At 57.3% G+C, this 24,936-nt stretch carries 18 protein-coding genes and 1 tRNA gene; 17 read left to right on the top strand and 2 right to left on the bottom strand.

Features of this window, described 5'->3' with window-relative positions; translation table 11 throughout:
- Positions 1-119 precede the first annotated feature (119 nt).
- The 3 genes from ACF8YQ_RS05350 to ACF8YQ_RS05360 are packed head-to-tail and all read left to right on the top strand — an operon-like array spanning position 120 to position 4,807.
- Positions 120-2,528 carry a Lon protease family protein gene (locus tag ACF8YQ_RS05350; RefSeq protein ID WP_396622806.1) on the top strand — a complete coding sequence of 803 codons (2,409 nt, stop codon included), beginning with the start codon at positions 120-122 and terminating at the stop codon, positions 2,526-2,528.
- Positions 2,529-2,566: 38 nt separating this feature from the next.
- Positions 2,567-3,187 carry a response regulator FixJ gene (gene fixJ / locus ACF8YQ_RS05355; RefSeq protein ID WP_396622807.1) on the top strand — a complete coding sequence of 207 codons (621 nt, stop codon included), beginning with the start codon at positions 2,567-2,569 and terminating at the stop codon, positions 3,185-3,187.
- Between the two features lie 51 nt (positions 3,188-3,238).
- Positions 3,239-4,807 (top strand): response regulator, encoded by a 1,569-nt coding sequence (locus ACF8YQ_RS05360; RefSeq protein ID WP_396622808.1) that lies wholly within the window; start codon positions 3,239-3,241, stop codon positions 4,805-4,807.
- A 3-nt stretch (positions 4,808-4,810) separates the two neighbouring features.
- On the opposite strand, the gene ACF8YQ_RS05365 is transcribed toward ACF8YQ_RS05360, so the two are convergent.
- Entirely contained in the window at positions 4,811-5,686 is an 876-nt protein-coding gene (locus tag ACF8YQ_RS05365; protein ID WP_396622809.1) for a MaoC family dehydratase, read from the bottom strand.
- Positions 5,687-5,921: 235 nt separating this feature from the next.
- On the opposite strand from ACF8YQ_RS05365, the gene ACF8YQ_RS05370 reads away from it, so the two are divergent.
- Positions 5,922-6,953, top strand: a complete 1,032-nt coding sequence (locus ACF8YQ_RS05370) for an AraC family transcriptional regulator (protein WP_396622810.1) — start codon at positions 5,922-5,924, stop codon at positions 6,951-6,953.
- Positions 6,954-7,071: 118 nt separating this feature from the next.
- A tRNA-Asp gene (locus ACF8YQ_RS05375) sits at positions 7,072-7,148 on the top strand.
- 23 nt (positions 7,149-7,171) lie between these two features.
- Here ACF8YQ_RS05375 and ACF8YQ_RS05380 read toward each other — a convergent pair.
- Positions 7,172-8,218, bottom strand: a complete 1,047-nt coding sequence (locus tag ACF8YQ_RS05380) for an AraC family transcriptional regulator (protein WP_396622811.1) — start codon at positions 8,216-8,218, stop codon at positions 7,172-7,174.
- 135 nt (positions 8,219-8,353) lie between these two features.
- Between ACF8YQ_RS05380 and ACF8YQ_RS05385 the strand changes: the two genes are divergently transcribed.
- The 12 genes from ACF8YQ_RS05385 (at position 8,354) to ACF8YQ_RS05440 (ending at position 24,929) form a co-directional block, all read left to right on the top strand.
- Positions 8,354-10,417, top strand: a complete 2,064-nt coding sequence (locus ACF8YQ_RS05385; protein WP_396622812.1) for an FAD-dependent oxidoreductase — start codon at positions 8,354-8,356, stop codon at positions 10,415-10,417.
- A gap of 133 nt (positions 10,418-10,550) precedes the next feature.
- Positions 10,551-11,786, top strand: coding sequence for a DNA repair protein (locus ACF8YQ_RS05390; RefSeq protein ID WP_396622813.1), 1,236 nt, complete (start codon positions 10,551-10,553; stop codon positions 11,784-11,786).
- Positions 11,787-11,862: 76 nt separating this feature from the next.
- Positions 11,863-12,747, top strand: coding sequence for an NAD(+) kinase (locus ACF8YQ_RS05395; protein ID WP_011785545.1), 885 nt, complete (start codon positions 11,863-11,865; stop codon positions 12,745-12,747).
- A gap of 2 nt (positions 12,748-12,749) precedes the next feature.
- Complete coding sequence (locus ACF8YQ_RS05400; RefSeq protein ID WP_011785544.1) at positions 12,750-13,763, top strand: metallophosphoesterase; 1,014 nt, start codon at positions 12,750-12,752, stop codon at positions 13,761-13,763.
- Positions 13,764-13,779: 16 nt separating this feature from the next.
- Complete coding sequence (locus tag ACF8YQ_RS05405; protein WP_011785543.1) at positions 13,780-14,454, top strand: rhomboid family intramembrane serine protease; 675 nt, start codon at positions 13,780-13,782, stop codon at positions 14,452-14,454.
- Between the two features lie 175 nt (positions 14,455-14,629).
- Complete coding sequence (locus tag ACF8YQ_RS05410) at positions 14,630-14,929, top strand: YeaC family protein (protein ID WP_011785542.1); 300 nt, start codon at positions 14,630-14,632, stop codon at positions 14,927-14,929.
- Positions 14,926-15,762 (top strand): DUF2797 domain-containing protein, encoded by an 837-nt coding sequence (locus ACF8YQ_RS05415; protein WP_396622814.1) that lies wholly within the window; start codon positions 14,926-14,928, stop codon positions 15,760-15,762. The genes ACF8YQ_RS05410 and ACF8YQ_RS05415 overlap by 4 nt, the downstream gene beginning before the upstream one ends.
- A 31-nt stretch (positions 15,763-15,793) precedes the next feature.
- Positions 15,794-18,436 carry an aminopeptidase N gene (gene pepN / locus ACF8YQ_RS05420; protein WP_396622815.1) on the top strand — a complete coding sequence of 881 codons (2,643 nt, stop codon included), beginning with the start codon at positions 15,794-15,796 and terminating at the stop codon, positions 18,434-18,436.
- Positions 18,437-18,641: 205 nt separating this feature from the next.
- Positions 18,642-20,030, top strand: a complete 1,389-nt coding sequence (locus tag ACF8YQ_RS05425; RefSeq protein WP_011785539.1) for a DUF1329 domain-containing protein — start codon at positions 18,642-18,644, stop codon at positions 20,028-20,030.
- Between the two features lie 145 nt (positions 20,031-20,175).
- Positions 20,176-21,324 (top strand): YCF48-related protein, encoded by a 1,149-nt coding sequence (locus ACF8YQ_RS05430; RefSeq protein WP_023010629.1) that lies wholly within the window; start codon positions 20,176-20,178, stop codon positions 21,322-21,324.
- Between the two features lie 46 nt (positions 21,325-21,370).
- A complete protein-coding gene (locus tag ACF8YQ_RS05435) occupies positions 21,371-23,758 on the top strand; it encodes an RND family transporter (protein WP_011785537.1) in 2,388 nt (795 codons plus the stop codon).
- Between the two features lie 187 nt (positions 23,759-23,945).
- Complete coding sequence (locus tag ACF8YQ_RS05440; RefSeq protein WP_011785536.1) at positions 23,946-24,929, top strand: TAXI family TRAP transporter solute-binding subunit; 984 nt, start codon at positions 23,946-23,948, stop codon at positions 24,927-24,929.
- Positions 24,930-24,936: the final 7 nt, after the last annotated feature.

The raw sequence follows: 24,936 nt of genomic DNA on the forward strand, positions 1-24,936 counted from the left end.
CTTGCTGTCGGCTCTGGCCCCTTTCGATAAAACCGGACGAGGTACGCGACAGACCCGCCCCCAGGCACTACAATGGCGGGCCTGAAATCCGACAAAACTGACCGTTACGGGAAGCCAATTTGAAGTCTCTGCCCCTGCATCAGCTGTATAAAGCCTGCGTCCTCAAAGACCTGCCATTCAAGACCACAAGGCAACTTGAGCCCCTGGCCGAAATCGTGGGCCAGAACCGTGCCCAGGAGGCCGTGCGCTTCGCCCTGGCCATGCCCCATGGCGGCTACAACGTCTATGCCGTGGGTCGGAATGGGCTGGGCAAGCGAACCATGATGCTGCGTTACCTTGAGCATCATGTGGACACGCTGCAGCAAAGCCATGACTGGTGTTATGTCGCCAACTTCGAGGAACCGCGTAATCCCAAGCTGTTGCAGCTGCCGGGAGGTATGGGTACCCAGCTGAAGCAGGACATGGAAAAGCTGATGACCCGGCTGGTGAAAACGATCCCCCAGACTTTTGACAGCGACAGCTTTCTGGAACGCTCGGAGCAGTTGAAGAATGATTACGGCAAGAGGCAGGAAGACGAGCTGGCCAAAGTGGCGGCCCAGGCCAAACGGAAAAAGGTCAGCCTGACGGTGACCACCCCCGGTGGCTACCGCCTGGTGGCCATGAATGGTGACGAGCCTCACACAGCAGAAAGCTTCCAGGCATTGACAGAAGAGCAGCGGGACAGATTCGAGGATGTCATCAACAAGCTTGAGAAAAAGCTGCGCCAGGCACTGCGGAAAATGGCGGACTGGGAACAGGAGTATGCCGACAAACAGCAGGCCCTGAACCAGGAGACCCTGGAAGGTATCTCTGGCCATCAGATTGACGAGCTGGTGGAGAAATACCGTGAGCAGCCCGATGTGGTTGCTTACCTGGAGGCAGTTCGCAAAGACCTGGTGGATAACCTGGATATCTTCCTGGAAGACGACGAGGAGCAGGCCGCCATCGCCTGGGCCGCGCTGGACAAGAGAATGCCCCGGCGCTACCTGATCAACGTGCTGGTGCACCAGAAAACCAATGAAGTACCGGTGGTGGTGGAGGATAATCCCACCTATCACAATCTGTTCGGCTACGTGGAAAACGTGACCTACAAGGGCACGGTCTTTACCGACTTCTCCCTGATTCGGTCCGGAAGCCTGCATCGGGCCAACGGTGGCTATCTGCTGATGGACGCCATCAAGGTGCTGGAGCAGCCGTTCGTGTGGGATGGCCTGAAGCGGGCATTGCGTTCGAAATCTATCCAGATCAATTCCCTGGAGCGGGAGCTGACCCTGTCTGGCACCATTTCCATTGAGCCGGAAGCGGTGCCCCTGAACGTCAAGATCGTGTTGTTCGGCGACCGGGAAACCTGGATGCTGCTGCAGGAATACGACTCCGAATTTGCCGAGCTGTTCCGGGTAACGGCGGATTTCGAAAACGAGATGTACCGTACCGAAGAAAGCCAGCTGCTGTACGCCAAGTTCATCTCCAGCCTGGTGGTTGAGAAGAAGCTGTTGCATTGCACCAACAAGGCGGTGGCCCGCATTATCGAGCACAGTGCCCGTATGGCGGACCATCAGGACAGGCTGTCGTTGCATGCTGCCGACATAGCCAATCTGTTGCGCGAGTCGGATTTCTGGGCCCGCCAGGCTGGTGCCAAGCTGATTTCTGAGGTGCATGTGGAGCGTGCGCTGGAAAGTGCCCGTTACCGCAGCAGCCGCATCCGTGATCAGTTCTATGATTCCATGCGGGACGGCTCCACTCTGGTGACCACCACGGGCACCTGCGTTGGCCAGGTCAACGCACTTTCGGTATTGTCCACCGGTGGCTTCGAGTTTGGTTTGTCCAATCGGGTGACCGCAAGCTGCTACTATGGTGATGGCGGAGTCATGGACATCGAGCGTGATGTGAAGCTGGGCGGTAATATCCACTCCAAGGGCGTGATGATTCTGAGTTCCTGGCTGGCTTCCCACTTTGCCGTGAACGATCCCATGCACCTGTCTGCCAGCCTGACCTTCGAGCAGAACTATGGCGAGGTGGATGGCGACAGTGCCTCGTTGGCGGAACTCTGTGCGCTGATTTCGGCCTTGTCCGGCATTCCCGTGCGCCAGGATCTGGCCATTACCGGCTCTGTTAACCAGTTTGGCGAGGTGCAGCCGATTGGTGGCGTGAACGAAAAGGTGGAAGGCTTCTATGCCACCTGTGAGCTTAAAGGTGGTCTGACCGGCAGCCAGGGCGTCATCATTCCAACCACCAATGTCCAGAACCTGATGTTGGACAGCGAAGTGGTGCAGGCGGCCCGGGCAGGGCGGTTTGCGGTGTACCCGGTTGCCCGGGTGGAAGAGGCGATTACACTGTTACTGGGCAAGCCGGCGGGTAAAGCCGATGATAAAGGCAGGTACCCCAAGCAGAGTGTTTTTGGCATTATCCAGCAACGGCTCGAAAAAATGCGCGAGCATGAGCGGCAGGAACACGCCCGGGACGATCATAAAGATCCGTCCATTCACTGACCGGCACCATAATAAAACGGACAGGAGAGTACAGATCCATGACTGATATCCAGCAAACTGTGTACGTGGTAGAGGACGACGAAGCCGTTCGTGATTCACTGGAGTTGTTGCTGAAATCCGATAGCAAGCCGGTGAAAACCTACGAAAGCGCCAATGCCTTTCTGAAGGACTATTCCGACAAGATGGCCGGCTGCATCGTGCTGGATATCCGTATGCCCGGGATGGATGGCATGGAGCTGCAGAAGAAGCTTAACGACAAGCATTCGATTTTGCCCATCATCTTTGTCACCGGTCATGGCGATGTGCCGATGGCGGTGGACGCCATGAAAGAGGGCGCCGTGGATTTTATCCAGAAGCCCTACCGTGAAGAGGCTCTGCTGGAGAAAATCGAGGCGGCCCTGGAGCAGGATCGGGAACAGCGTAAATCCCTGGACGAAAAACAGGAAATCATCCGCCGGGTGAAGAGCCTGACGCCCCGTGAGCGTGAGATCATGGATCGCATGATTGCCGGCCAGGCCAACAAGGTCATCGCCATTGAGCTGGAGATCAGCCAGCGTACCGTGGAGATTCACCGTTCCCGCGTCATGCACAAAATGGGCACCCATTCCCTGGCCCATCTGGTACGTATGGTCCTGTCCGTAAAGGACCTTATCGACTAGGACGGCCGGCACCGTCATCATGTCCGAACGTTTTTAACCGGCCGTATTTCTATGACTGAAACTGTCAGTGAGAACTCCGAGGTGACGGTTCTGTTGGTGGACGACAACCCGCAGAACCTGAAAGTCCTCTACGAGACCCTGAAAGACAAAGGCTACCGGTTGCTGATCGCCAACGAAGGCGAAAAAGCACTGGACCTTGCCCACCGGCACCACCCCGAAGTCATCCTTCTGGACATCATGATGCCGGAAATGGACGGCTATGAGGTGTGCGAGCGCCTGAAAGCCGATCCGCAAACGGCCGACTGCGCGGTGGTGTTTCTGTCGGCACTGGATGATCTGGAGGCCAAGGTAAAAGGTTTCTCTCTTGGTGGCGCGGACTACATTTCCAAGCCGTTTCAGTCCCAGGAAGTGATTGCGCGGGTGAAAACCCATGCCCAGGTGATCCGCCTTGAGCGAGAGCTGCAGGCTCGGAACCGCGAGCTCCAGGGTGATCAGGCACGGATTCTCAACTCCATCAGCGAGGGTATCTACGGCCTCGACGAGAATGGCATCATTGAATTTGCCAATCCCGCCGCGGGCATGATCATGGGCTGTCCGGTTGAGGACCTGATCGGCAAAAGTTTTTTTGAACTGCATTTCTCGACTGCGGCGGATTCGGAAGACAACTTGCCGGTGATGGCCACCTGCCGGCAAGGTGTGGCCGAGAATCAGCGCGATATCCGCATGCTGCGGGCTGATGGTTCCGGTTTCCCCGCGGAGTATCGCTCAACGCCAAAACTGGATGACGAAGAACTCCACGGTGCGGTGGTGGTGTTCCGGGATATCACCACCGAGCTGGAAAACGAGCAGGCACTGGAGGATGCCCGGGCCATGGTTCAGGAGCAGCGGGATCAACTGGCCCACACCTCCCGTTTGAGCACCATGGGTGAGATGGCGGCGGGATTTGCCCACGAAGTCAATCAGCCACTGACGGCCATCACCAATTACGCCCGTGTGGCCAAGCGTATGATGGGAAAGGAGCAACCGGATCTGGGTTTGCTGCAGGAAACCCTGGACAAGGTTGAGGCTCAGTCCCATCGTGCCAGCGAAATCATCCGCCGGATCCGGCGATTCATGAAAAAACCTGCCACCGGTAAGGAAATACTCTCGGTTCCCGGTTTGCTGGAGGATACCCGCCAGTTTGCCGAGGTCGACATGCGCAACAACGAAGGTGGCATCGACGTACAGGTAGAGGATTCGCTGCCGGATGTGCTGGCCGACCCCATACAGGTGCAGCAGGTCGCCCTGAACCTGATACGCAATGCCCTGGAAGCCACCCGCAGTGCCGGCGCGGCAACGCCGGTTGAAGTGAGCGCCCGCCGTTGTGGCGACCACTGTGTCCGGGTTCAGGTGCGGGACCATGGCATCGGCGTCGCCGAGGAAGCCGAAGAGAAACTGTTTCATCCGTTTCATACCACCAAGGACGAGGGTATGGGCATCGGGCTGGCCACCTGCCGCTCATTGATTCAGGCTCAGGGCGGCGAAATCGGATACGAGCGACCGGACGATGGTGGCGCCTGCTTCTGGTTTACCCTGCCTGTTTCCGGAGCCGAAGGAGAACTCTGCGCTCCGGAGGAATAAGCGCTACAGCCAGTCGATGCGCCCGGTCAGATGCGGGGCATCGCCTTTCGCATTCAGTAACTGGAAATCCCAGCCATCCTTTCCTGTCTGCCAGTTGAGCATCGCGTTTCCCGGCAGCAGCAGGGGTTTCTTGAACTGGCAACTGGCCCGCACCGGGCCATCCTTCCATCCCTTCTGATTCTCCAGCAGCGCCAATGCCCGTGCTTTGCTCCACATGCCATGGGCAATGGCCCGTGGAAAGCCGAAGGCTCTGGCGCTCAGGGCGTGCATGTGGATCGGGTTTCGATCCCCCGAGACTTTGGCGTATTGCCGGCCCAGGTTTTCCGGGGCCTTGATCGCTTCGGAGAATGGATAGGTTTCCAGCTCCGGTTTCGGTTTTGAGCCGGCTTTACTGTGTCCGTTGGCCATCCGGAACAGGTTGGTGCTGACTTCCTCCCAGACCAGGCGCCCTGAGGCCCTCGCTTCCGTCACCAGGTCAAATTCCAGCCCCCGGTCGGTGCGTTGCTGGTTGCCCAGGATAACCCTGAGGTCCAGGTTTTCGCCTGCGGCCAGAGGGCGATGCTGGGTGATGCTGTTTCTCAGATGCACCAGGCCCAGCAACGGCAGCGGGAATGCGGGTTCGGTCAGCAGTTTCAGATGCAGGGGGAACACCAGGATATGCGGCCAGGTCACAGGCAGCCGGGTTCTCGGATGAAAACTGCAGATTTTCAGATAATCACGGAGTGCAGGGGTGTCCGTGGTAACGCCCAGGAGGCTGGCCTCCAGTCTTGGAATCTGCACCGCTTCCGGGTTGTTCGTTCCGGATTTCGGCAGCAGTGCCCTGCCGTACAGAGGCAAGAGGGCAGGAGGCGTGTGGTGATAAACCAGTGGCGCGGACATCGTAGCGTTCTCCTTGGTCGGCCCGGGGCCGGCGTCCATGTGCATGTCTTGATGGCAATGTGGTTTTATTCTGGGCATTGCCAATTTCTGGTACAACTGTGCGTCTGTGGCCTGATATGCTCTAATGTACGACGAAAGTCTGGCAAACCCGGCCAGATCTGGCATTGACCTGGCGTGCTCCGGGCCCTGTCCGGCGGGTCAAAGTAGTAACCAATAAATAAAAAAGCGGGATACTATGCAGGAACTACGTGATGCAGGCGTGATGCTACGCCTGATATACGAGGCGATGAAGCGAAGAGGTATTGATACCGACGCCATCTTCAGCCGCCTTGGCGTTAACGAGCAGTATGTATACACGGATCAGCTTAGGACTCCCCACAGCGCCCAGCTCTATTTCTGGCAGGCGGTGGAGGATGTTTCCGGTGATCCTGATGTTGGCTTGCACCTCGGGCCATTGCTCCCCGCCTACAAGGGGCAGGTGCTTGAATACCTGTTCCTGAGCAGTCCAACATTTGGCGAGGGATTGCGCCGCGCCCAGAATTATCAGCGCTTGCTCAGTGATGCCGCCAACACCGATTTCTTCGTGGATGGTGATGAAGCCTGCATGGTTCTGGATGCCGCCTCTGACGATGTTCGTCGTCTCAAGCACTTCAATGAGTGTTTTGTTCAGGGGCTGATTACCTTTTTTAAATCCATTACCGACGGCAATTTCTACCCATCCCGGATTGAGTTCGAGCATGACCGGGATCAGGGCCAGGACCATGTTCGTGAGGTTGTGGGTTGTGAAGTGGTTTTCGGCGCGGAAGAGAACCGGCTCTATTTCCCGGCAGAGTTGCTTTCCCATGCTTCACCCCACGCTGAACCCGAGTTGCTGGCCCTGCATGAACGCTTCGCCAGTGAGCAGGTGGCGCGGCTCGAGAAGAAGGACATTGTCGGGCAGGTGGAGCGCATCATTGCTGAGCTGCTCGATAGCGGCGAAGTCACGCTCGATGCCGTGGCCGAGCGTTTGGGGATCAAGCCCCGGACCCTGCGCACCCGGCTGACCGAGGCCGAGACCAGTTTCAATCAGGTATTGGCGGATTTCCGCTATCGTCTGGCCCGGCAGTTATTGGCCACCACCGATGAGTCCATCGATGAGATCGTCTACCTGACCGGGTTTTCCGAACCCAGCACGTTTTATCGGGCGTTCAAGCGCTGGTCTGGCATGACACCGATTGAATACCGCAAGACCGCCCAGGGCAAGGATGCCATGGTTGATGCCATGTAAGTGGCGATTCAGGCAAATCTGAAAAAAGTTTGGCAAAATCGTTGACATAAACGAGGGCCTCTTTATAATGCGCCCTCGTTGTCACAGAGCAGTCGCAAGACAGCTCAGGCAGCTACGCGGAGCGGTAGTTCAGTTGGTTAGAATACCGGCCTGTCACGCCGGGGGTCGCGGGTTCGAGTCCCGTCCGCTCCGCCATTTTTACCTCCCCTGAAGTCTTCTCAGTTTTTCTTAATCCTCAGAATCTTTCGATGTTCGCCCGGGCTGATGCCATGCCATCGCTGGTATGCCTTGTGGAATGCCGGTGGGTTGGCAAAGCCGAGCAGCCAGGCAATTTCTGCCAGCGAGCTGTCTGTTTCCTTCAAGTAATCCCATGCCAGTTGTTGGCGGGTATCGTCCAGTAATTGCCGGAATCCACTGCCTTCTTCGGCCAGTTGTCGTTGCAGTGTCCAGGCTGTCAGGCCCATTTTGGCCGCCAGAGATTCCAGTGACACCTTGCCTCCCACCAGCAGCGGCGCCATGTGATGACGAGCGCGATCGGCAATCCGCCAACCTCGCTGGATTCGCTGCAGTTCCTGTTCGCACAGGCTCACCAGTTTCTCGTTCATGCCTTTCTGCGCCTGTGCCGGTACCAGCTCCCAGACTGTGTCCTTGATCCGGATATCGTTTGCCGGAGCCCCGAATTCCACGGGGCATCGGAACCAGCTCTCGAACAGGTCGTCCTGGCCAATGGATGGGTACTCAATGCGGACACGCTCCAGTACATCGTAGCGGCCGGTCATATGTCGAATCAGTTGGGTCCAGGCGGCCAGCACAGAATCCACGACAAAATAGTTGTATTGGTTGTAGGGGCGAATGGAATAGAAGCTCACGGTTTTCATTGCGCGCTGAAAGCTGGGAGCCCCGCGGGAATTATGGCTGGTGAGGAGTGAATATCGCACCAGCAATTCAAGTGCCCCGGCGACTGTCCCGGCGGTTTCGGCGGCGAGCCCCGCGATGCCGGCGTCGACCGGGCGTGACAGCGCCCCCATGCGCAGCCCCAGCGCCGGATTCCCCGTGGCTTTGATAGCGGCGTGGCCCAGTCGCATGAATCTGGGAATGCTGATACGGGCATCGACGGCCGCCTGTTCCGGAGCGCTCAGATGGAACCGTGCTTTCAGCTGTTCCGCATCTCCACCTTCGGCAGCAACGGCCCGCAGTAGTACGGACACGTAGAGCAGGCTGATATCGCCCAGAGCATTCCGGGCCGGCATTCGGGATTTGATCATGGGTCTATTATTGATGTTGTTCAGGGATAATCAAATGTTATTTTTGGATATTGTTGGCGCAGAGCAGGGTCGGTAGTGTTATGCCCATAACAAATGGGCGGATGTCCCGATACCTGATCAGATGAGGAGAATTTCATGACCACTGCTTCCGGCGAGAGCAAATACCCGAATCTTCTGAAGCCTCTTGATCTGGGCTTTACCACGTTACGCAACCGTACCCTGATGGGGTCCATGCACACCGGCCTTGAGGAAGTGAAAAACGGTTTTGAGCGCCTGGCTGCTTTCTACGCTGAGCGCGCCCGTGGCGGCGTTGGTCTTATCGTGACTGGTGGTATTGGCCCGAATACGGAAGGTGCGGTATTCCAGCATGCGGCCAAGATGAATACCGAGGAAGAGTCCGACAAGCACAAGGTCATCACCAAGGCGGTTCACGGCGAAGGTGGCAAGATCTGTATGCAGATTCTGCATGCTGGCCGCTACGCCTACTCTCCGGAGCTGGTGGCGCCCTCTGCTATTCAGGCGCCCATCAACCCTTTCAAACCCAGGGAGCTGGACGAAGCCGGTATCCAGAAGCAGATCGAAGATTACGTGAATTGCGCCGCTCTCGCGCAGCGGGCCGGCTATGACGGCGTCGAGATCATGGGGTCTGAAGGTTACTTCATCAACCAGTTTATCGTCGCTCACACCAACCACCGCACCGACCAGTGGGGCGGCAGCTACGAAAACCGTATCCGTCTGCCGCTGGAGATCGTGCGCCGGGTCCGTGAGCGGGTGGGTGAGAACTTCATTATTGTCTACCGGTTGTCCATGCTGGATCTGATCGAAGACGGCAGCACCTGGGAAGAAGTGGTTCACCTGGCCAAGGAAATCGAGAAAGCCGGGGCCACCATCATCAACACCGGTATCGGCTGGCACGAAGCCCGTGTACCGACCATTGCCACCTCGGTGCCCCGGGCTGCATTTACCAAGGTAACAGCGCGCCTGAAGGGCGAGGTCAGCATTCCCCTGGTGACCACCAACCGGATTAACATGCCGGATGTCGCCGAAAAAGTCCTGGCGGACGGCGATGCCGACATGGTCTCCATGGCCCGGCCGTTCCTGGCCGATGCTGAGCTGGTGCTGAAGGCGGAGCAGGATCGTGCCGACGAGATCAACACCTGCATCGGCTGTAACCAGGCTTGTCTGGATCATACCTTCAGCGGCAAGCTGACCTCCTGCCTGGTCAACCCGCGGGCCTGCCATGAAACCGAGCTGGCTTACGTTAAAGCGGCGCAGCCCAAGTCCATCGCGGTAGTCGGTGCCGGCCCTGCGGGCCTGGCGTTTTCCACCGTGGCCGCGGAGCGTGGTCACAAGGTGACCCTGTTTGATGCCGGCAGCGAAGTCGGTGGCCAGTTCAACGTGGCCAAGCGTATTCCGGGCAAGGAGGAATTCTACGAAACCCTGCGTTATTTCCGGAAAATGCTCGACAAGACCGGGGTCGATGTACGTCTGAATACCCGGGTTTCCGCCGAGGAACTCAAAGCGGGTGGTTTCGATGAAGTGGTTCTGGCTACTGGTGTGGAACCCCGCACTCCGGATATCGAGGGCATTGATCGCCCGAACGTTATCGGCTACCTCGACGCCCTGTTGGAGCGCAAGCCGGTGGGCCAGCGAGTGGCGGTGATCGGTGCCGGTGGTATCGGTTTTGATGTGTCCGAGTTTATTGTCCACAAGGGCGATTCTCCCTCGCTGAATACCGAACACTTCATGAAGGAGTGGGGCGTGGACCTGTCGGTAGAGCATCGCGGCGGTATCCAGGGCGTTACGGCGGAAGTGCCGGCACCGGCTCGCGAGGTCTATCTGCTGCAGCGTAAGGCCTCCAAAGTGGGCAAGAACCTGGGCAAGACCACGGGCTGGATTCACAGAACCTCGCTGAAGAATCGCCATGTTCAGATGGTGCCGGGGGTGACTTATCGCAAGATCGACGATGAAGGTCTGCACATCACGGTTACGCCGAAAGGCGCAGAGCAGGGTGAGGACAAGATCCTGCCGGTGGATACCATCATTGTATGTGCTGGTCAGGAGCCGCTTCGCGAACTGCAGGCCGGTGTTGAGGCAGCGGGCATTCCGGTACACCTGATTGGTGGCGCCGATGTGGCGGCGGAGCTGGATGCCAAGCGGGCCATTAACCAGGGTAGCCGGCTCGCTGCGGAGATTTGATCACAAATCGTTGCAGTTTTTCTCTGTGCTTCGGCACTTGTCTGGCTAGACTATGTCGGAAAGTGTTTGAATTGGAACCAAAGGGCGCTGGCGGGCGTCCGGAACTGAGATTCCCGGGGCACGGAGAAGGTTGATGGTAAATGCCAGCCAGGCCGCTGAAGGTTATTCGGCGGTATTTTTTATGGACGGTAGCCAGGTTGCCCGGCAGATGAGACTGTCGGAATTTGGCGCTTTCCTGGATGGCTATGTTGGTCTGTCAGACCTGGCCGAGACTGATGTCCGGGCGGTTCTCGTCAATCTCAGCACCGATCTGAAGGTGCGTTCTCTGGTGTTCTTCCGCATCTGGTTTGATGAGGAGGGGCGCGCAGACAGCCACTGGAACGTCCCCATTGAAGCGCTGGCAGAGCAGGGCGCCAAAGGCCCCAACATGGGGGGCGGCCCTATCAGGCTGGTGTGTCGTAGTCAGTGTCCGGATCCGGAGTTTGCCAATGAACTCTGGGACCCGGACATGACCCCCGGAAACAACCATTTTCAGGCCATTCGCAAGGCGGTTGACGCCAATACTCTCCGTTTTCAGAAGATCGAGCCCGAAGAAGAGAATATCCCGGTACTCACGGCACCGACTCCGCAATCGAATAGTGACGATGGTAGCCGTGACCGCGCGCGTCTGGCTCAGGTCCTCCGCGAGCAACGGCTCAGAATCAAGACGCTCCAGAGCGTCCATCGGGATTCACTGGCTGACCTTCAGCGTGAGCATCGCAATGAAATGCAGGGGCTGCGCAGTGAGCTGGCGGACCTGGAGCAGCGACACGAACGCCTGAAACTGACCAACGAGCAGTTGAAAAAACGCCTGTCCCAGCGCAATGAGCAATACCTGAGCATGCAGGAGAAAATGGCGGAGGGCAGTGCCGAACAAGGCAGGGAAGATGCCAACGCCAATGCCGAGACGGTGTTGTTGCGGGAACAGTTGGAGCGCAAACAACGGGAGCTGGAATTGCGTGACGACAAGATCGTGGCTCTGGAGCAGGAGAACCATGAACTCCGCCATCGCCAGCCTCCGGAAGATTCCCTGCTGGAGCAGCTGCGCACCCAGGCGGTATTCCTGGTGGCCTACCACCCCGGTGTCGGGCATATTACTTTGCCCTACGAAGACATCGACACTTACTTCGGGAACCCACTGGCCTATGCCGCAGAGCGCTGTGGCATGAATGAGCCAGCCTATCGGGAATGGCTTGCCCACTATGAACACCCCGTATGCAAACATGTTGATGACGAAGGCAAAGCCTGTGGCGAGCCCATCATGCGCGTGACCCAGCCTGCCGAATTCGAGCCCGGACAGGACGATCGCTGCGACCAGCACAAGGCCTGATCGGTATCTTTTTTCAGAATCTGCCCGAGTTTCGTTAAACTGTTTCCTGTTTCATTCAGAGACCACGGGACACTTCATGGACCAGTTCAGGAATATCGGCATCGTCGGGCGCATGGGTAGCGTCAAGGTGGTGGAATCTTTACGGCAGCTCAAGCAGTACCTTACCGCCAACAATTACCATGTGATCATCGAGGAAGACACTTCCACCATGATTCCGGGCCATGGTCTGCAGGTGGCCAGCAAGAAGCTCCTGGGTGAGATCTGTGATCTGGTGATCGTGGTCGGGGGCGATGGTAGCCTGCTGGGCGCCGCCAGGGAGTTGGCCAAGTCCAAGATTCCGATTCTTGGCGTGAACCGCGGCCGACTGGGGTTTCTGACCGATATCTCGCCGTCAGATCTTGAAGAGCGCCTGGCCCGGGTTCTTGAGGGCGATTACATCGAAGAGTCCCGGTTTTTGCTGGATGGTCACGTTGAGCGCAATGGCCAGCCATTGGGGTATGGCTCGGCACTCAACGATGTGGTTCTGCATCCGGGCAAATCCACGCGCATGATTGGCTTTGATCTGTTTATCGACGGTCATTTCGTCTACAGCCAGCGTTCAGATGGTTTGATTGTGGCGACGCCGACCGGCTCTACAGCCTACTCTCTGTCGGCTGGTGGCCCGATTATGCATCCCAAGCTGGATGCGGTGGTGCTGGTGCCCATGTTCCCCCACACCCTGAGCAGTCGGCCGATCGTGGTGGATGGTAAAAGCGAGATCAAACTGGTGATCGGCGAAACCAATGAGACCTATCCACAGGTCAGCTTCGATGGTCAGATGAACATTGCCTGTGCCCCGGGGGATATCATCAGAATCACCAAAAAACCATTCAAGATCCGTCTGATTCATCCCACCGATCACAATTTTTACGCGACCTGCCGGGACAAGCTGGGCTGGGCAAGCGAAATAGCAGCGAGTTGATCATGGCGGCAATCAAGACAACCGCACATCGCGGCTACGACGTTATTGGTGACATCCACGGCTGCGCCCATACCCTGGAGCGATTGCTGGAGCAGATGGGGTATCGTAAGCGGAACGGCATTTACCAGCACCCCAGCCGACAGGCCATTTTTATCGGCGATATTATTGATCGTGGGCCGAGAATCCGGGAAGCGTTGCACCTGGTGCGTGACATGGTGGAACACGGCTTTGCCCGAATTGTCATGGGCAACCACGAGTACAACGCACTGGGTTACTGCACCCGGGCACGGCCAGGCAGCGGCAAGAAATTTCTGAGGGAACACAATGCCCGCCACGATCGGCTGATCAAGGAAACCCTTGAGCAGTTTGATGCGTATCCACATGAATGGAACGAATTTCTGGAGTGGTTTTATAGCATTCCGCTGTTCATTGATGAGGATGGCTTCCGCGTGGTGCATGCCTGCTGGGATCAGACCCTGATTGATCAGTTCCGCCAGAGCCAGGGCGGCGCCTGTATCGACGAGGATTTCCTGCACGCCTCGGCGGCCATCGAATCCTTTGCCGGGCAGGTGATGGATACCCTGTTGCGCGGAACTGACCTGCGCCTGCCGGAAGGGATGTCCATTACGGGCCGGGATGGCTACGTCCGGCAGTTCTTCCGTACCAAGTTCTGGGCAGACGACCCGCAAACCTATGCAGATGTGGTGTTCCAGCCGGACCCGCTGCCGCCGGAGGTGGCCAGCAGGACTTTGCGCGAGGAGGAGCGCAAGCAGCTGATTACCTATCCACTGGACGCACCGCCGGTGTTTGTCGGGCATTACTGGATGGAGGGTGCCCCTGCTCCGCTCAAGCACAATGTGGCGTGTATTGATTTCAGCGCCGTGAAGTATGGCAAATTGGTGGCCTATCGGTTTGATGGGGAAAAGGTGCTCTCTTCGGACAAATTTGTCTGGGTTGATGTTGACCGGCCGGAGCAGCCCGATTACCCGACCAGCGAAGATAGTGTCGCCCGCTAACACCAGAGAGGTAGTCTTGGATAGTCCGTCGTCTTCTCCGATCACTCCTGGCGGCCGCTGGCAGCCGGCGCCCCGTCATGCCCCTTTTGTCATTGGCGTCATCGTGGTTGCCGTGGTGATGGTATGGCTGACCGGCATGGGGCAGAGTAATTTTGCCGCCGCTATGATGATTGTCGACCCCCGGCCGTTCAGCTGGGATACCTTCAGCACACTGGCAGGGCGCCTGGAAGCGCTCTCTATCACCCTTTCGGGAGGCCAGGTCTGGAGGCTGCTGACGCCGGATTTCCTGCATTTCAGCTGGACCCATATCATCTTCAACTCGGTGATGCTCTGGTTCCTGGGCAGTCAGATCGAATGGATGGACGGCCGGGCACGGCTGGTAGGACTGTTTCTGGCCACCAGTCTGGCGTCCAATCTTCTACAGTATCTGGTGTCCGGCCCGCTGTTCGGCGGGCTCTCGGGGGTGGTGTACGGTATTCTCGGTTATTGCTGGTTGAGCCAGCGAAGACTGCCGCGTTTCCAATTCCCGCCGGCACTCGTGACCTTTGCGCTGGTGTGGATGATCATTGGCTTTACGCCAGTGCCGGAGATGATTGGCGTGGGTCGCATGGCCAATGAGGCACACCTGGGCGGTTTTCTGGCCGGGTTGGCGATGGCGGCGATCATGCCTCCTCGTCGATACCGACGCTGAAACAAAAAAAAGCCCCACCAAAAGGTGAGGCTGTTAAAAGAGCTTTTAGCTCCTGATGAGAGAGACCAAATGATACGACCGTTGTCATTTGGTGAATTAATGATAATCGTTATCATTTTTAATTGTCAAACGGTCTTGGCATTTTTTTATATGAAGAAACGTTCAGGAGGCGGGAATGACATACGAAGAACTGATTGAGCGGCTGGACCCGACGGTTTACCGCAACCTGAAACGGGCCATTGAGCTTGGCAAATGGCCAGATGGTCGCGCGCTGACCCGTGAGCAGCGTGCTATCAGCCTGGAAGCGGTGATTTATTATGAAGAGAAGCACAACGTGCCGGAAGAACAGCGAGTGGGATACCTGGACCGTGGCGAGAAAGCCGGTACCGCTTGCGATCCGTCTGTTCAGTTCCGCAAAGATCGCCAGGGCAACAACGATGTGGACCCCGATCAGTTTGTTGAGGTCAAGGTTTGAGCGAATCCATTGATGTAACCGGCCGGCTTCGTAAGATGCCGGCCGAGGCCGGCGACCCGGTGGCCTATAACCTGGCCATCGGCGACAACCGCATTACCCTGAATGACCTTGTTGGTCATAAGGTCCGGCTGAATTTTGATGGCGTGATTCGCTGTATTCATTGCGATCGCACCACCAAAAAGAGTTTCAATCAGGGCTACTGCTATCCGTGTTTCCGAAAGCTGGCCGCCTGCGACAGCTGCATCATGAGCCCGGAAAAATGCCACTATCACCTGGGTACCTGCCGGGAGCCGGAGTGGGGCGAGGCCAACTGCATGGTTGAACATGTTGTGTATCTGGCCAATTCCAGCGGCTTGAAAGTGGGTATAACACGGGCCACCCAGGTACCGACCCGCTGGATTGATCAGGGGGCGGTAACGGCGATACCGATGCTGCGGGTCGCCAGCCGTTACCTGTCTGGTCTGGTGGAAGTGGCGTGCAAGAACCACGTGGCCGACCGCACCAACTGGCGAGCCATGCTAAAGGGTGATGTGCCGGAGCTGGATCTGGTGCAGGAGCGTGAGCGCCTGTTGGACTTGATCGCAGACGACCTGGCGCAATTGCGGGCGCAGCATGGTGAAGACAGCATACGAATTGTGGACGAAGCCACACTTGGGCTGGGTTATCCGGTTCAGGTATGGCCGGCCAAGGTGAAAACCCATAATCTGGACAAAACGCCGGAAGTGGAAGGCTTGCTGGAAGGTATCAAAGGCCAGTATCTGATGCTCGACACCGGTGTAATCAATATCCGCAAGTTTACCGGCTATGAAGTCCGGTTCCGGGTTCTTGACTGAATCCGCCATGTCTTTTCTCTGGAGAGTATGAATGCGAACCAACCAGCCACAAACCATTTACCTGAGTGAATACAAGGTTCCTGCGTATCTGGTTGATCAGGTGGATCTGCGTTTCGAATTATTTGAAGACGGCGCCCGTGTGCACAGTACCCTGACTGTGCGCCGCAACCCGGACTCCGGGGAGAGCGCTGCCCCTCTGTTTCTGCACGGTGATAGTCTGCAACTGGAATCGGTTGCCCTGAATGGCTCGCCTCTACGCACCGGTGAGTTCGAAGACCGTGGCGATGCGCTGGTCGTGCCCTCGGTGCCGGAAAAATTCGAGCTGCAGGTAGTGACCTGGATCGAACCTCAGAACAACACCCGGCTGGAAGGTTTGTACAAGTCCTCCGGTATGTTCTGCACTCAGTGCGAGGCGGAAGGGTTTCGCTGCATTACCTTCTATCCGGACCGGCCGGATGTCATGGCACGCTTCCGTACCCGTATCGAGGCAGACAAAAGCGCCTATCCCGTGCTGCTTTCCAATGGTAACCCGGTGGATAACGGCGAGCTGGAAAACGGTCGCCATTTTGTCACCTGGGAAGACCCGTTCCCCAAGCCGGCTTACCTCTTTGCCCTGGTAGCCGGAGACCTGGTGGAGAAAAAAGATACCTTCACCACCTGTTCCGGCCGCAACATTGATCTGCGGATGTATGTCGAGCCCCGCAACGCGAAGAAGTGTGATTTCGCGATGGATGCCCTCAAGCGTTCCATGCGCTGGGACGAAGATGTCTACGGGCGGGAGTACGACCTGGATATCTTCATGATCGTGGCGGTGGACGACTTCAATATGGGCGCCATGGAAAACAAAGGGCTGAATATTTTCAACTCTTCGTGCGTGCTGGCCAGTCAGGAGACCGCCACGGACGCCGCTTTCCAGCGTATCGAGGCCATCGTCGCCCACGAATACTTCCATAACTGGTCCGGCAACCGGGTAACCTGCCGCGACTGGTTTCAGCTGAGCCTGAAAGAGGGCTTTACGGTGTTCCGGGATTCCCAGTTCTCTGCCGATATGGGATCGCCGACTGTGAAACGAATAGAGGATGCCACCCTGCTGCGCACAGCACAGTTTGCTGAGGATGCCGGCCCCATGGCCCACCCGGTGCGCCCGGCGTCTTACATGGAGATCTCCAACTTCTATACCCTGACCATCTACGAAAAGGGTGCCGAAGTGGTTCGGATGATCCACAACCTCCTTGGTGACGAGATGTTCCGTAAGGGCAGCGATCTGTACTTCCAGCGCCATGACGGGCAGGCGGTCACCACCGATGATTTTGTTCGCGCTATGGAAGACGCCTCCGGGCGGGACCTGGGCCAGTTCCGGCTATGGTATGAGCAAGCCGGCACGCCGGTGGTTTCGGTGTCTGATGAGTACGGCGAGTCGAGCGGTATCTATCGGCTTACCGTGCGCCAGAGTATTCCTGACACGCCAGGCCAGACCGGCAAGAAGCCGCAGCATATTCCATTTGCGCTCGGCCTTCTGGGCGCCGACGGGCAGCCTCTGCCCCTGAAGCTGAGTGGTGAGAGTGGCGAAGCGCCTCTGGAGCGGGTGCTGGAGCTGAGCCAGGCGGAACACTGCTTTGAGTTTGAGGGCCTGTCGGAGCGCCCGGTACCTTCTCTGCTGAGAGATTTTTCTGCCCCCGTGCGGGTGCACTACCCCTGGACGCGGGAACAACTACTGTTCCTGATGAGCCATGATCCGGACGGTTTTAACCGCTGGGACGCAGGCCAGCGCCTGGCCGTGGATGTGATTCAGTCTCTGGTGGGAGAGTTTGAGTCTGCCGAGGTGGAGCCGCGCCTCGTGGATGCCTATCGGTCGTTGCTGCAGGACAGCGAGCTGGATCAGGCTCTGATGGCAAAGATGCTGCAGTTGCCTTCCGAGGCCTATCTCATTGAGCTGGCGGAGCAGGCTGATGTTGCTGCCATTCACCAGGCCCGTGAAAAGGTGCTTGGTTATTTGGCTGAAGGCCTGCGGGATGAACTCATGGCCTGTTATCAGCGTAACGCCGGGCAGGGCGATTACCAGCTGACGCCCGAGGCCATTGCCCGCCGCAGTCTCCGTAACACCGCGCTGGGCTGGTTGCTGCATATTGGTGATCAGGAAGCGCTGGCGCTGGCCAAAGAGCAGTTCCGGGGTGCTGATAACATGACTGACCGGCTCGGCGCACTGCGAGCGTTGGTGAATTCTGATTTCGCGGAAGATCGTACACAGGCCCTGGAAGCCTTTTACAAGCGATTCAGCGACGACCCGCAAGTGGTAGAGTTGTGGTTCTCGGTGCAGGCCTCCAGCGATCGTGCAGGTCAGCTGCCGCAGATACGGCAGTTGCTCGATCACCCGGCGTTTGACTGGAAGAATCCGAACAAGGTGCGCTCTGTCGTGGGTGCCTTTGCGGCCCAGAACCTGGCGGCATTCCACAATCCTGACGGCAGCGGGTATGAATTCCTTGCCGAGCAGGTATGCCGACTGGATGACAGCAATCCCCAGATTGCGGCGCGACTGGTGGCACCGCTGACCCGTTGGCGGAAGTTCGCTCCCGGGTATAGCAAACAGATGAAATCGGCACTGGAGCGGATTCGCGATAAAGCCGAGTTGTCCAGAGACGTGTATGAAGTAGTGCACAAGAGCCTGGCAGACTGACGCCGGAGCCTGGCCCCGCGACTGATGCCGTGGGGCCCTTTGTCTGGCTGTGATTGTAAAGCCGTCGTCACAGCCGGATACAAAATCGCACTTTCGGTCGATAGACAATGTTGCCGGATCGGCTAATCTGTCAGAAAGTCTGCGATTGCATCAGACGATAACAAAAAGGCCCACAGAGGCTTCCAGACGGATTTAAGGTTGCACAATGAGATACAACAAAAACGTTTTGTTTGGCGGGTTGCTGGCTCTGTCCTTTGCTGCTTCGCCACTTCAGGCGGCAGTGTCGTCATCCGAGGCAGCGCGCCTTGGCCAGGATCTCACCCCGTTCGGTTCACCCAAGGCCGGTAACGATGCCGGCACCATTCCGGCGTGGGATGGCGGCCTGACGGAGCCGCCGGCTGGCTACGAAGGCAGCGGGCAGCACCATATCAATCCATTCCCCGACGACGAAGTGCTGTTTACCATAACAGCCTCCAACATGGATCAGTACAGCGAGTATCTGACCGATGGCGTCCGGGCGATGCTGGAAACCTACCCGACCACCTTCCGCATACCCGTGTATCAGTCCCGGCGCACCCACGCGGTGCCCGAATGGGTGGCTGAAAACACCCGTAAGAACGCGGTGAATGCCGAGATTGTGGGTGAGGCAGAGGGTATTGAGGGTGCCTTTGGTGGCTATCCTTTCCCGATTCTTCACGGCAATAACGAAGAAAAGGCCTGGCAGGTAATCTGGAACCACCTGACCCGTTGGCGCGGTGTTTCTGTCACCCGGCGCTCCAGTGAGGTGGCGGTTCAGACCAACGGCGACTACAGCCTGGTGACCTCTCAGCAGGAAGCGTTCTTCAACTTCTACAACCCTGAGGGTGGTGAAGAAGATCTGGACAACGTGATCTTCTACTATCTGTCGTTCACTCAGTCGCCACCCCGTCTTGCCGGTGGCGCCATTCTGATTCACGAAACCCTGAACCAGATCATCAATCCGCGCAATGGCTGGGGCTATAACGCTGGTCAACGTCGTGTCCGCCGTGCTCCGAACCTGGGCTACGACTCACCGATTGCGGCCTCTGATAACCTGCGTACCGCTGATGACACCGATATCTTCAATGGTGCCATGGACCGCTATAACTGGGATTACGAAGGTGTTCGGGAAATCTACATTCCCTACAACAACTACCGAATCGGTGAGAAGGGAACGCCTTACTCTGAAATTCTGGGTATGTCCCACCTCAATCCTGATCTGACCCGCTGGGAGCTGCACCGCGTGCACGTGGTCGAAGCGACCCTCAAGGAAGGTGAGCGTCACATCTATGGTAAGCGTCGCTTCTATGTGGATGAAGACAGCTGGAACACCGTATTGCTCGACCAGTATGACGGTCGCGGCAATCTCTGGCGTGTGACCATGGGTATTCCCAAGAACTACTACGAGTTGCCGGGAGTTTGGACGGTGCTTGATGTGTATCACGATCTCCAGGCCCGTCGATATCACGTGTTGGGTCTGGATACCGAAGAGCCGAATACCCGTGTATTTACCAATGATGTACCAAACACACGGTACTTCTCGCCAGCTTCTTTGCGCAGGCGAAGCGTACGCTGAGGCTTCGGCGCCGGTTTGATCCGGCGCCTGAGGCCACAAGCAGGATGTCGACCGGCGGCCCAGGGGTCTGCCGGTTTGTTTGCGAAGGCTGCTGCCAGTCGTGCAGCAGGCGCATCAGGATTTAACCAACGTAAAGGCAATCTGAATGGCTAAAAGGTTCATGTGCGAGACACTGGGAACTGCCTGCCTTGGCCTCTCTATGGCACTGGCAGCTCCAGCGGCATTTGCACTCGCGGATATTATCGAGACACCGGCGAGGCCAACAGAACTGGCTCCCCAGTCACTACTGACCGACGCAACCCGCGCAGGCGATCGAATCGTGTCAGTGGGTGAGCGTGGGCACGTAATCTATTCCGACGATCAGGGCCAGTCGTGGACGCAGGCCGAGGTGCCGGTGGCGGTCACGTTGACCGCCGTTGATTTTGGCACCGAGCAGCATGGCTGGGTGGTTGGCCACAGCGGTGTTGTGCTGCATTCCAGCGATTCCGGGGAGACCTGGGAGCTGCAGCTCGATGGTATTCAGGCCGCCGAGCTGGTGATTGCCAGCAAGGAAGACCAGATTGCTGAGCTGGAAGAGCGCATTGAACAGGCTCCGGAAGAAGAGAAGGCTGACCTGGAGTGGGCGCTTGACGATCTGTTCTTCGCCCTCGAAAACACCCAGGCAGATATGGAAATCGGGCCGGTTAACCCGTTCCTTGATGTCTGGTTCGAAGACGAGAACCACGGTTTTGTGGTGGGTGCCTATGGCATGATTCTGCGAACCCAGGATGGTGGGCAGACCTGGGAAGACTGGGCGCCGAAACTCGATAACCCAACCAACTTCCACTACAACAGCATCACCGAGGTAGCGGGTGGCGCGCTGGTGGTGGTCGGTGAAGCTGGTCAGATTCACGTTTCTGTTGACGGCGGCGAATCCTGGGAGAAGCGGGAAAGCCCATACGATGGCTCCCTGTTTGGCGTCACCGGAACCGGACGGGTGAACGAGGTGCTGGCGTTCGGCTTGCGGGGCAACACTCTGCTGTCGACCGATCTTGGCCGTAGCTGGACCATGGTGCCCAATGAGGGCGGCGCCACCCTGAATAACGCGGCGGTGGCCGAGGATGGACGCATTACCCTGGTGGGAAATGGCGGCGCAGTGCTGATGAGCACCAACAATGGTGAAAGCTTCCGCCCCTACTTCCGCAATGACCGGGAAGGTGTCATGGGTGTGGTTCCATTGCCGGGAACCAATCTATTGCTGGTCGGCGAAGGCGGTGTTGAGATTACCGACGCTCGCGGCCGGAACCTGAATTAACGCCCTGGTGTGGCATCAACGGATTAATGGATAGAGGGGTTTTTTAATGTCTGACCCGATGCATGACAGGGGTGAACATTACCTGACAACGCCCAAGGCGGAACCGTTCCTTGAGCGTTTACTTTTCAACAACCGGGCGCTGATCCTGGTCGCCTTTTTTGTGCTGACGCTGTTTCTTGGCTACAACGCCATCAAAATTCAGCCGGATGCCAGTTTTGAGCGGATGATTCCGCTGGAACATCCGTACATCGTCAATATGCTGGATCACCGGGACGACCTGGACAACCTGGGTAACTTTGTCCGGATTGCGGTTGCCGTGGAAGAAGGCGACATCTTTACTGCCGAATACATGGAAACCCTCAAGCAGATCACCGATGAGGTGTTCTATCTGAATGGGGTGGACCGTTCCGGCCTGAAAACCTTGTGGACATCGAACGTTCGCTGGGTAGAGGTTACCGAGCAGGGCTTCCAGGGCGGTACGGTTATTCCGGATGGCTACGATGGCTCCCGGGAGAGCCTGGAGCAGTTGCGCCAGAACGTATTGCGTTCGAACGAAGTGGGTCGTCTGATATCAGACAACTTCAAATCCACGATTGTGTATGCGCCCCTGTATGAGAAAAATCCGGAAACTGGTGAGGCTCTGGATTACGCAGCATTCTCCCGTGAGCTGGAAGAGAAGATCCGGGAGAAGTACGAAGCACAGAATCCGAACGTCAATATTCACATTGTTGGTTTCGCCAAGAAAGTCGGTGACCTGATTGAGGGCATCGGCTCCATTGCCTGGTTTGCCGGCATTACCATTCTGCTGACCACGCTGTTGCTGTTCTGGTATTCCCGCTGCATCGCCGGAACACTGGTGCCGATCTTTACCTCAATCATTGCCGTGTTCTGGCAGTTGGGGGCCCTGCGGCTGCTGGGCTATGGCCTGGATCCATACTCGGTACTGGTGCCGTTTCTGGTGTTCGCGATCGGTATCAGTCATGGTGTTCAGATCGTTAATGCCATGGCGGTTGAGTCGGCCAAAGGTTTCGATGCCGTCACCTCAGCACGTCTGGCGTTCCGGGCTCTTTACATTCCGGGCATGCTGGCGCTGATTTCTGATGCTGTCGGCTTCCTCACGCTGGTGTTTATCGAAATCGACGTTATTCGTGATCTGGCTGTGGCGGCCGGTCTGGGTGTGGCGTTCGTCATTATCACCAACCTGGTGCTGCACGTTCTGATCATGTCTTACATCGGCATCTCCAAAGGCGGTGTCCAGCATGTTCAGAATCATGGTGAAAAGCAGGACCGCAAGTGGCGGGTCATGTCCTACTTCTCCCATCCGGGGGTTGCGCCGATTTCCCTGCTGATCGCGGTGATCGGCCTGGGGCTGGGCATGTACTACAAGCAGGACCTGAAAGTGGGTGACCTGGACCAGGGTGCGCCCGAATTGCGCCCGGATTCCCGCTATAACAAGGATAACGCCTACATCATCAACAATTATTCCACCAGTGCAGACGTGCTTGTGGTGATGGTGAAGACCCCGGAAGAACAATGTACCCAGTACAACGTACTCCGGGCCATGGACAGTCTGCAGTGGGAGCTGCAGAACACTCCGGGTGTGCAGAGCTCCGCCTCCCTGGCTGATGTCTCCAAGCTGGTTACCAAGGCTCTGAACGAGGGTAACTGGAAGTGGTACGAGATTTCCCGCAACCAGACCATCATCAATGCCTCCATTCGTGACGCGCCGGCAGGTTTGATTAATACCAACTGCAGCCTCACGCCGGTTCTGGTGTTCCTGGAAGATCACAAGGCGGAAACTCTGGAAACGGTAGTCGAGCGGGTCGAACAGTTCGCCGATGCCAACAGCAACGAGGAGCATACCTTCCTGCTGGCAGCTGGTAACGCCGGTATCGAAGCGGCGACTAACGAGGTGATCTCGAACGCCAAGGACATGATGTTGCTGCTGGTGTATGGCGTAGTGAGTTTGCTCTGCTTCCTGACCTTCCGCTCCATCAGGGCTGTGGCCTGTATTGTGATTCCGCTGGGCCTGACCTCCATCCTGTGTGAGGCGATCATGGCGGTGTCCGGTATCGGCATCAAGGTGGCCACGCTGCCGGTGATTGCGTTGGGTGTGGGTATCGGTGTGGACTACGGTATCTATATCTACAGCAAACTTGAAAAGTTCCTGCTGGAGGGCAAGACGCTGCAGGAGGCGTACTATGAAACCCTGCGCTCCACCGGTAAGGCGGTTATCTTTACCGGTGTGACTCTGGGTCTTGGTGTTGTGACCTGGATATTCTCTCCGATAAAGTTCCAGGCGGACATGGGCTTCCTGCTGTTCTTCATGTTCCTGTGGAACATGGTAGGGGCAATCTGGCTGCTGCCGGCCCTGGCGAGATTCCTGCTTCGCCCGGACAAGATGCTGGCGAAAGCACGGGCTGCGAAGTCCTGAAAATCGCCCTGAACCAGCAAAAAAGCCCGCCTGTGCGGGCTTTTTTGTTGATAGGTCAGCTGGTTAGCGTGCTAATCCTTCCTTTATTTATGGCCAGAAGTGTTCTATGTTCTAGAACGAACCGGATGTTTGCCCGTATACCCGTGCGGGTAATCGACTATAACTATCAAGAAAAGGAAGAGCACACATGACACTGAAACTCAAAGCGTCCGCTTTTGCCGTTGCAGCCGCCGTGAGCCTGGGTGCCGCGTCCTCTGCGGTTTCCGCGCAGGAACAGCGCTTCGTGACCATCGGTACCGGTGGTGTTACCGGCGTTTATTATCCGGCGGGTGGCGCTATCTGTCGCCTGGTGAATATGGATCGCAAGGAGCATGGTATCCGTTGCTCGGTTGAGAGTACCGGTGGCTCCGTTTACAACCTGAACGCCATTCGCCAGGGCGAGCTGGACTTGGCTGTTGCCCAGTCCGACTGGCAATACCACGCCTACAATGGCACCAGCCAGTTTGAAGATGCGGGCAAGAACGAGAAGCTGCGTGCGGTCTTCTCTCTGCACCCTGAGCCGTTCACCGTGGTTGCCAGCAAAGGTTCCGGCATCAAGACCTTTGAAGACCTGGAAGGTAAGCGCGTGTCTGTGGGTAATCCGGGTTCTGGCCAGCGCGCCACAGCAGAAGTGCTGATGGATGAAATGGGCTGGACTATGGATAAGTTCTCGCTGGCGGCTGAGATCAAGGCTGCCGAGCAGTCCCAGGCGCTGTGCGATGGCAACATTGACGCTTTCTTCTATACCGTTGGCCACCCCTCCGGTGCCATCAAGGAAGCCACCACGTCCTGTGACAGTGTAATTGTTGCCGTTGACAACAAGGCGACAGAAGCGTTGATCAAGGAAAACCCATACTACCGTAAGGCAGTGATTCCGGGTGGCATGTACCGTGGTTCCGACGAAGATGTAACCACCTTTGGTGTGGCTGCTACGTTCGTTTCCTCAACTGACGTTCCGGAAGATGTCGTTTACGAAGTGGTCAAGGCCGTGTTCGAGAACTTCGACAGCTTCAAGCGTCTGCACCCTGCCTTCGGCAACCTGAAGAAAGAAGAAATGGTCTCTGATGCCCTGAGTGCGCCGCTGCACCCGGGCGCGGCCAAGTACTATCGCGAGGCTGGCCTGATCGACTGATCGGCCA

Origin of the sequence: Marinobacter sp. W-8, from assembly GCF_044342215.1 — a bacterium.
GTDB classification, from domain to species: Bacteria; Pseudomonadota; Gammaproteobacteria; order Pseudomonadales; family Oleiphilaceae; genus Marinobacter; species Marinobacter nauticus.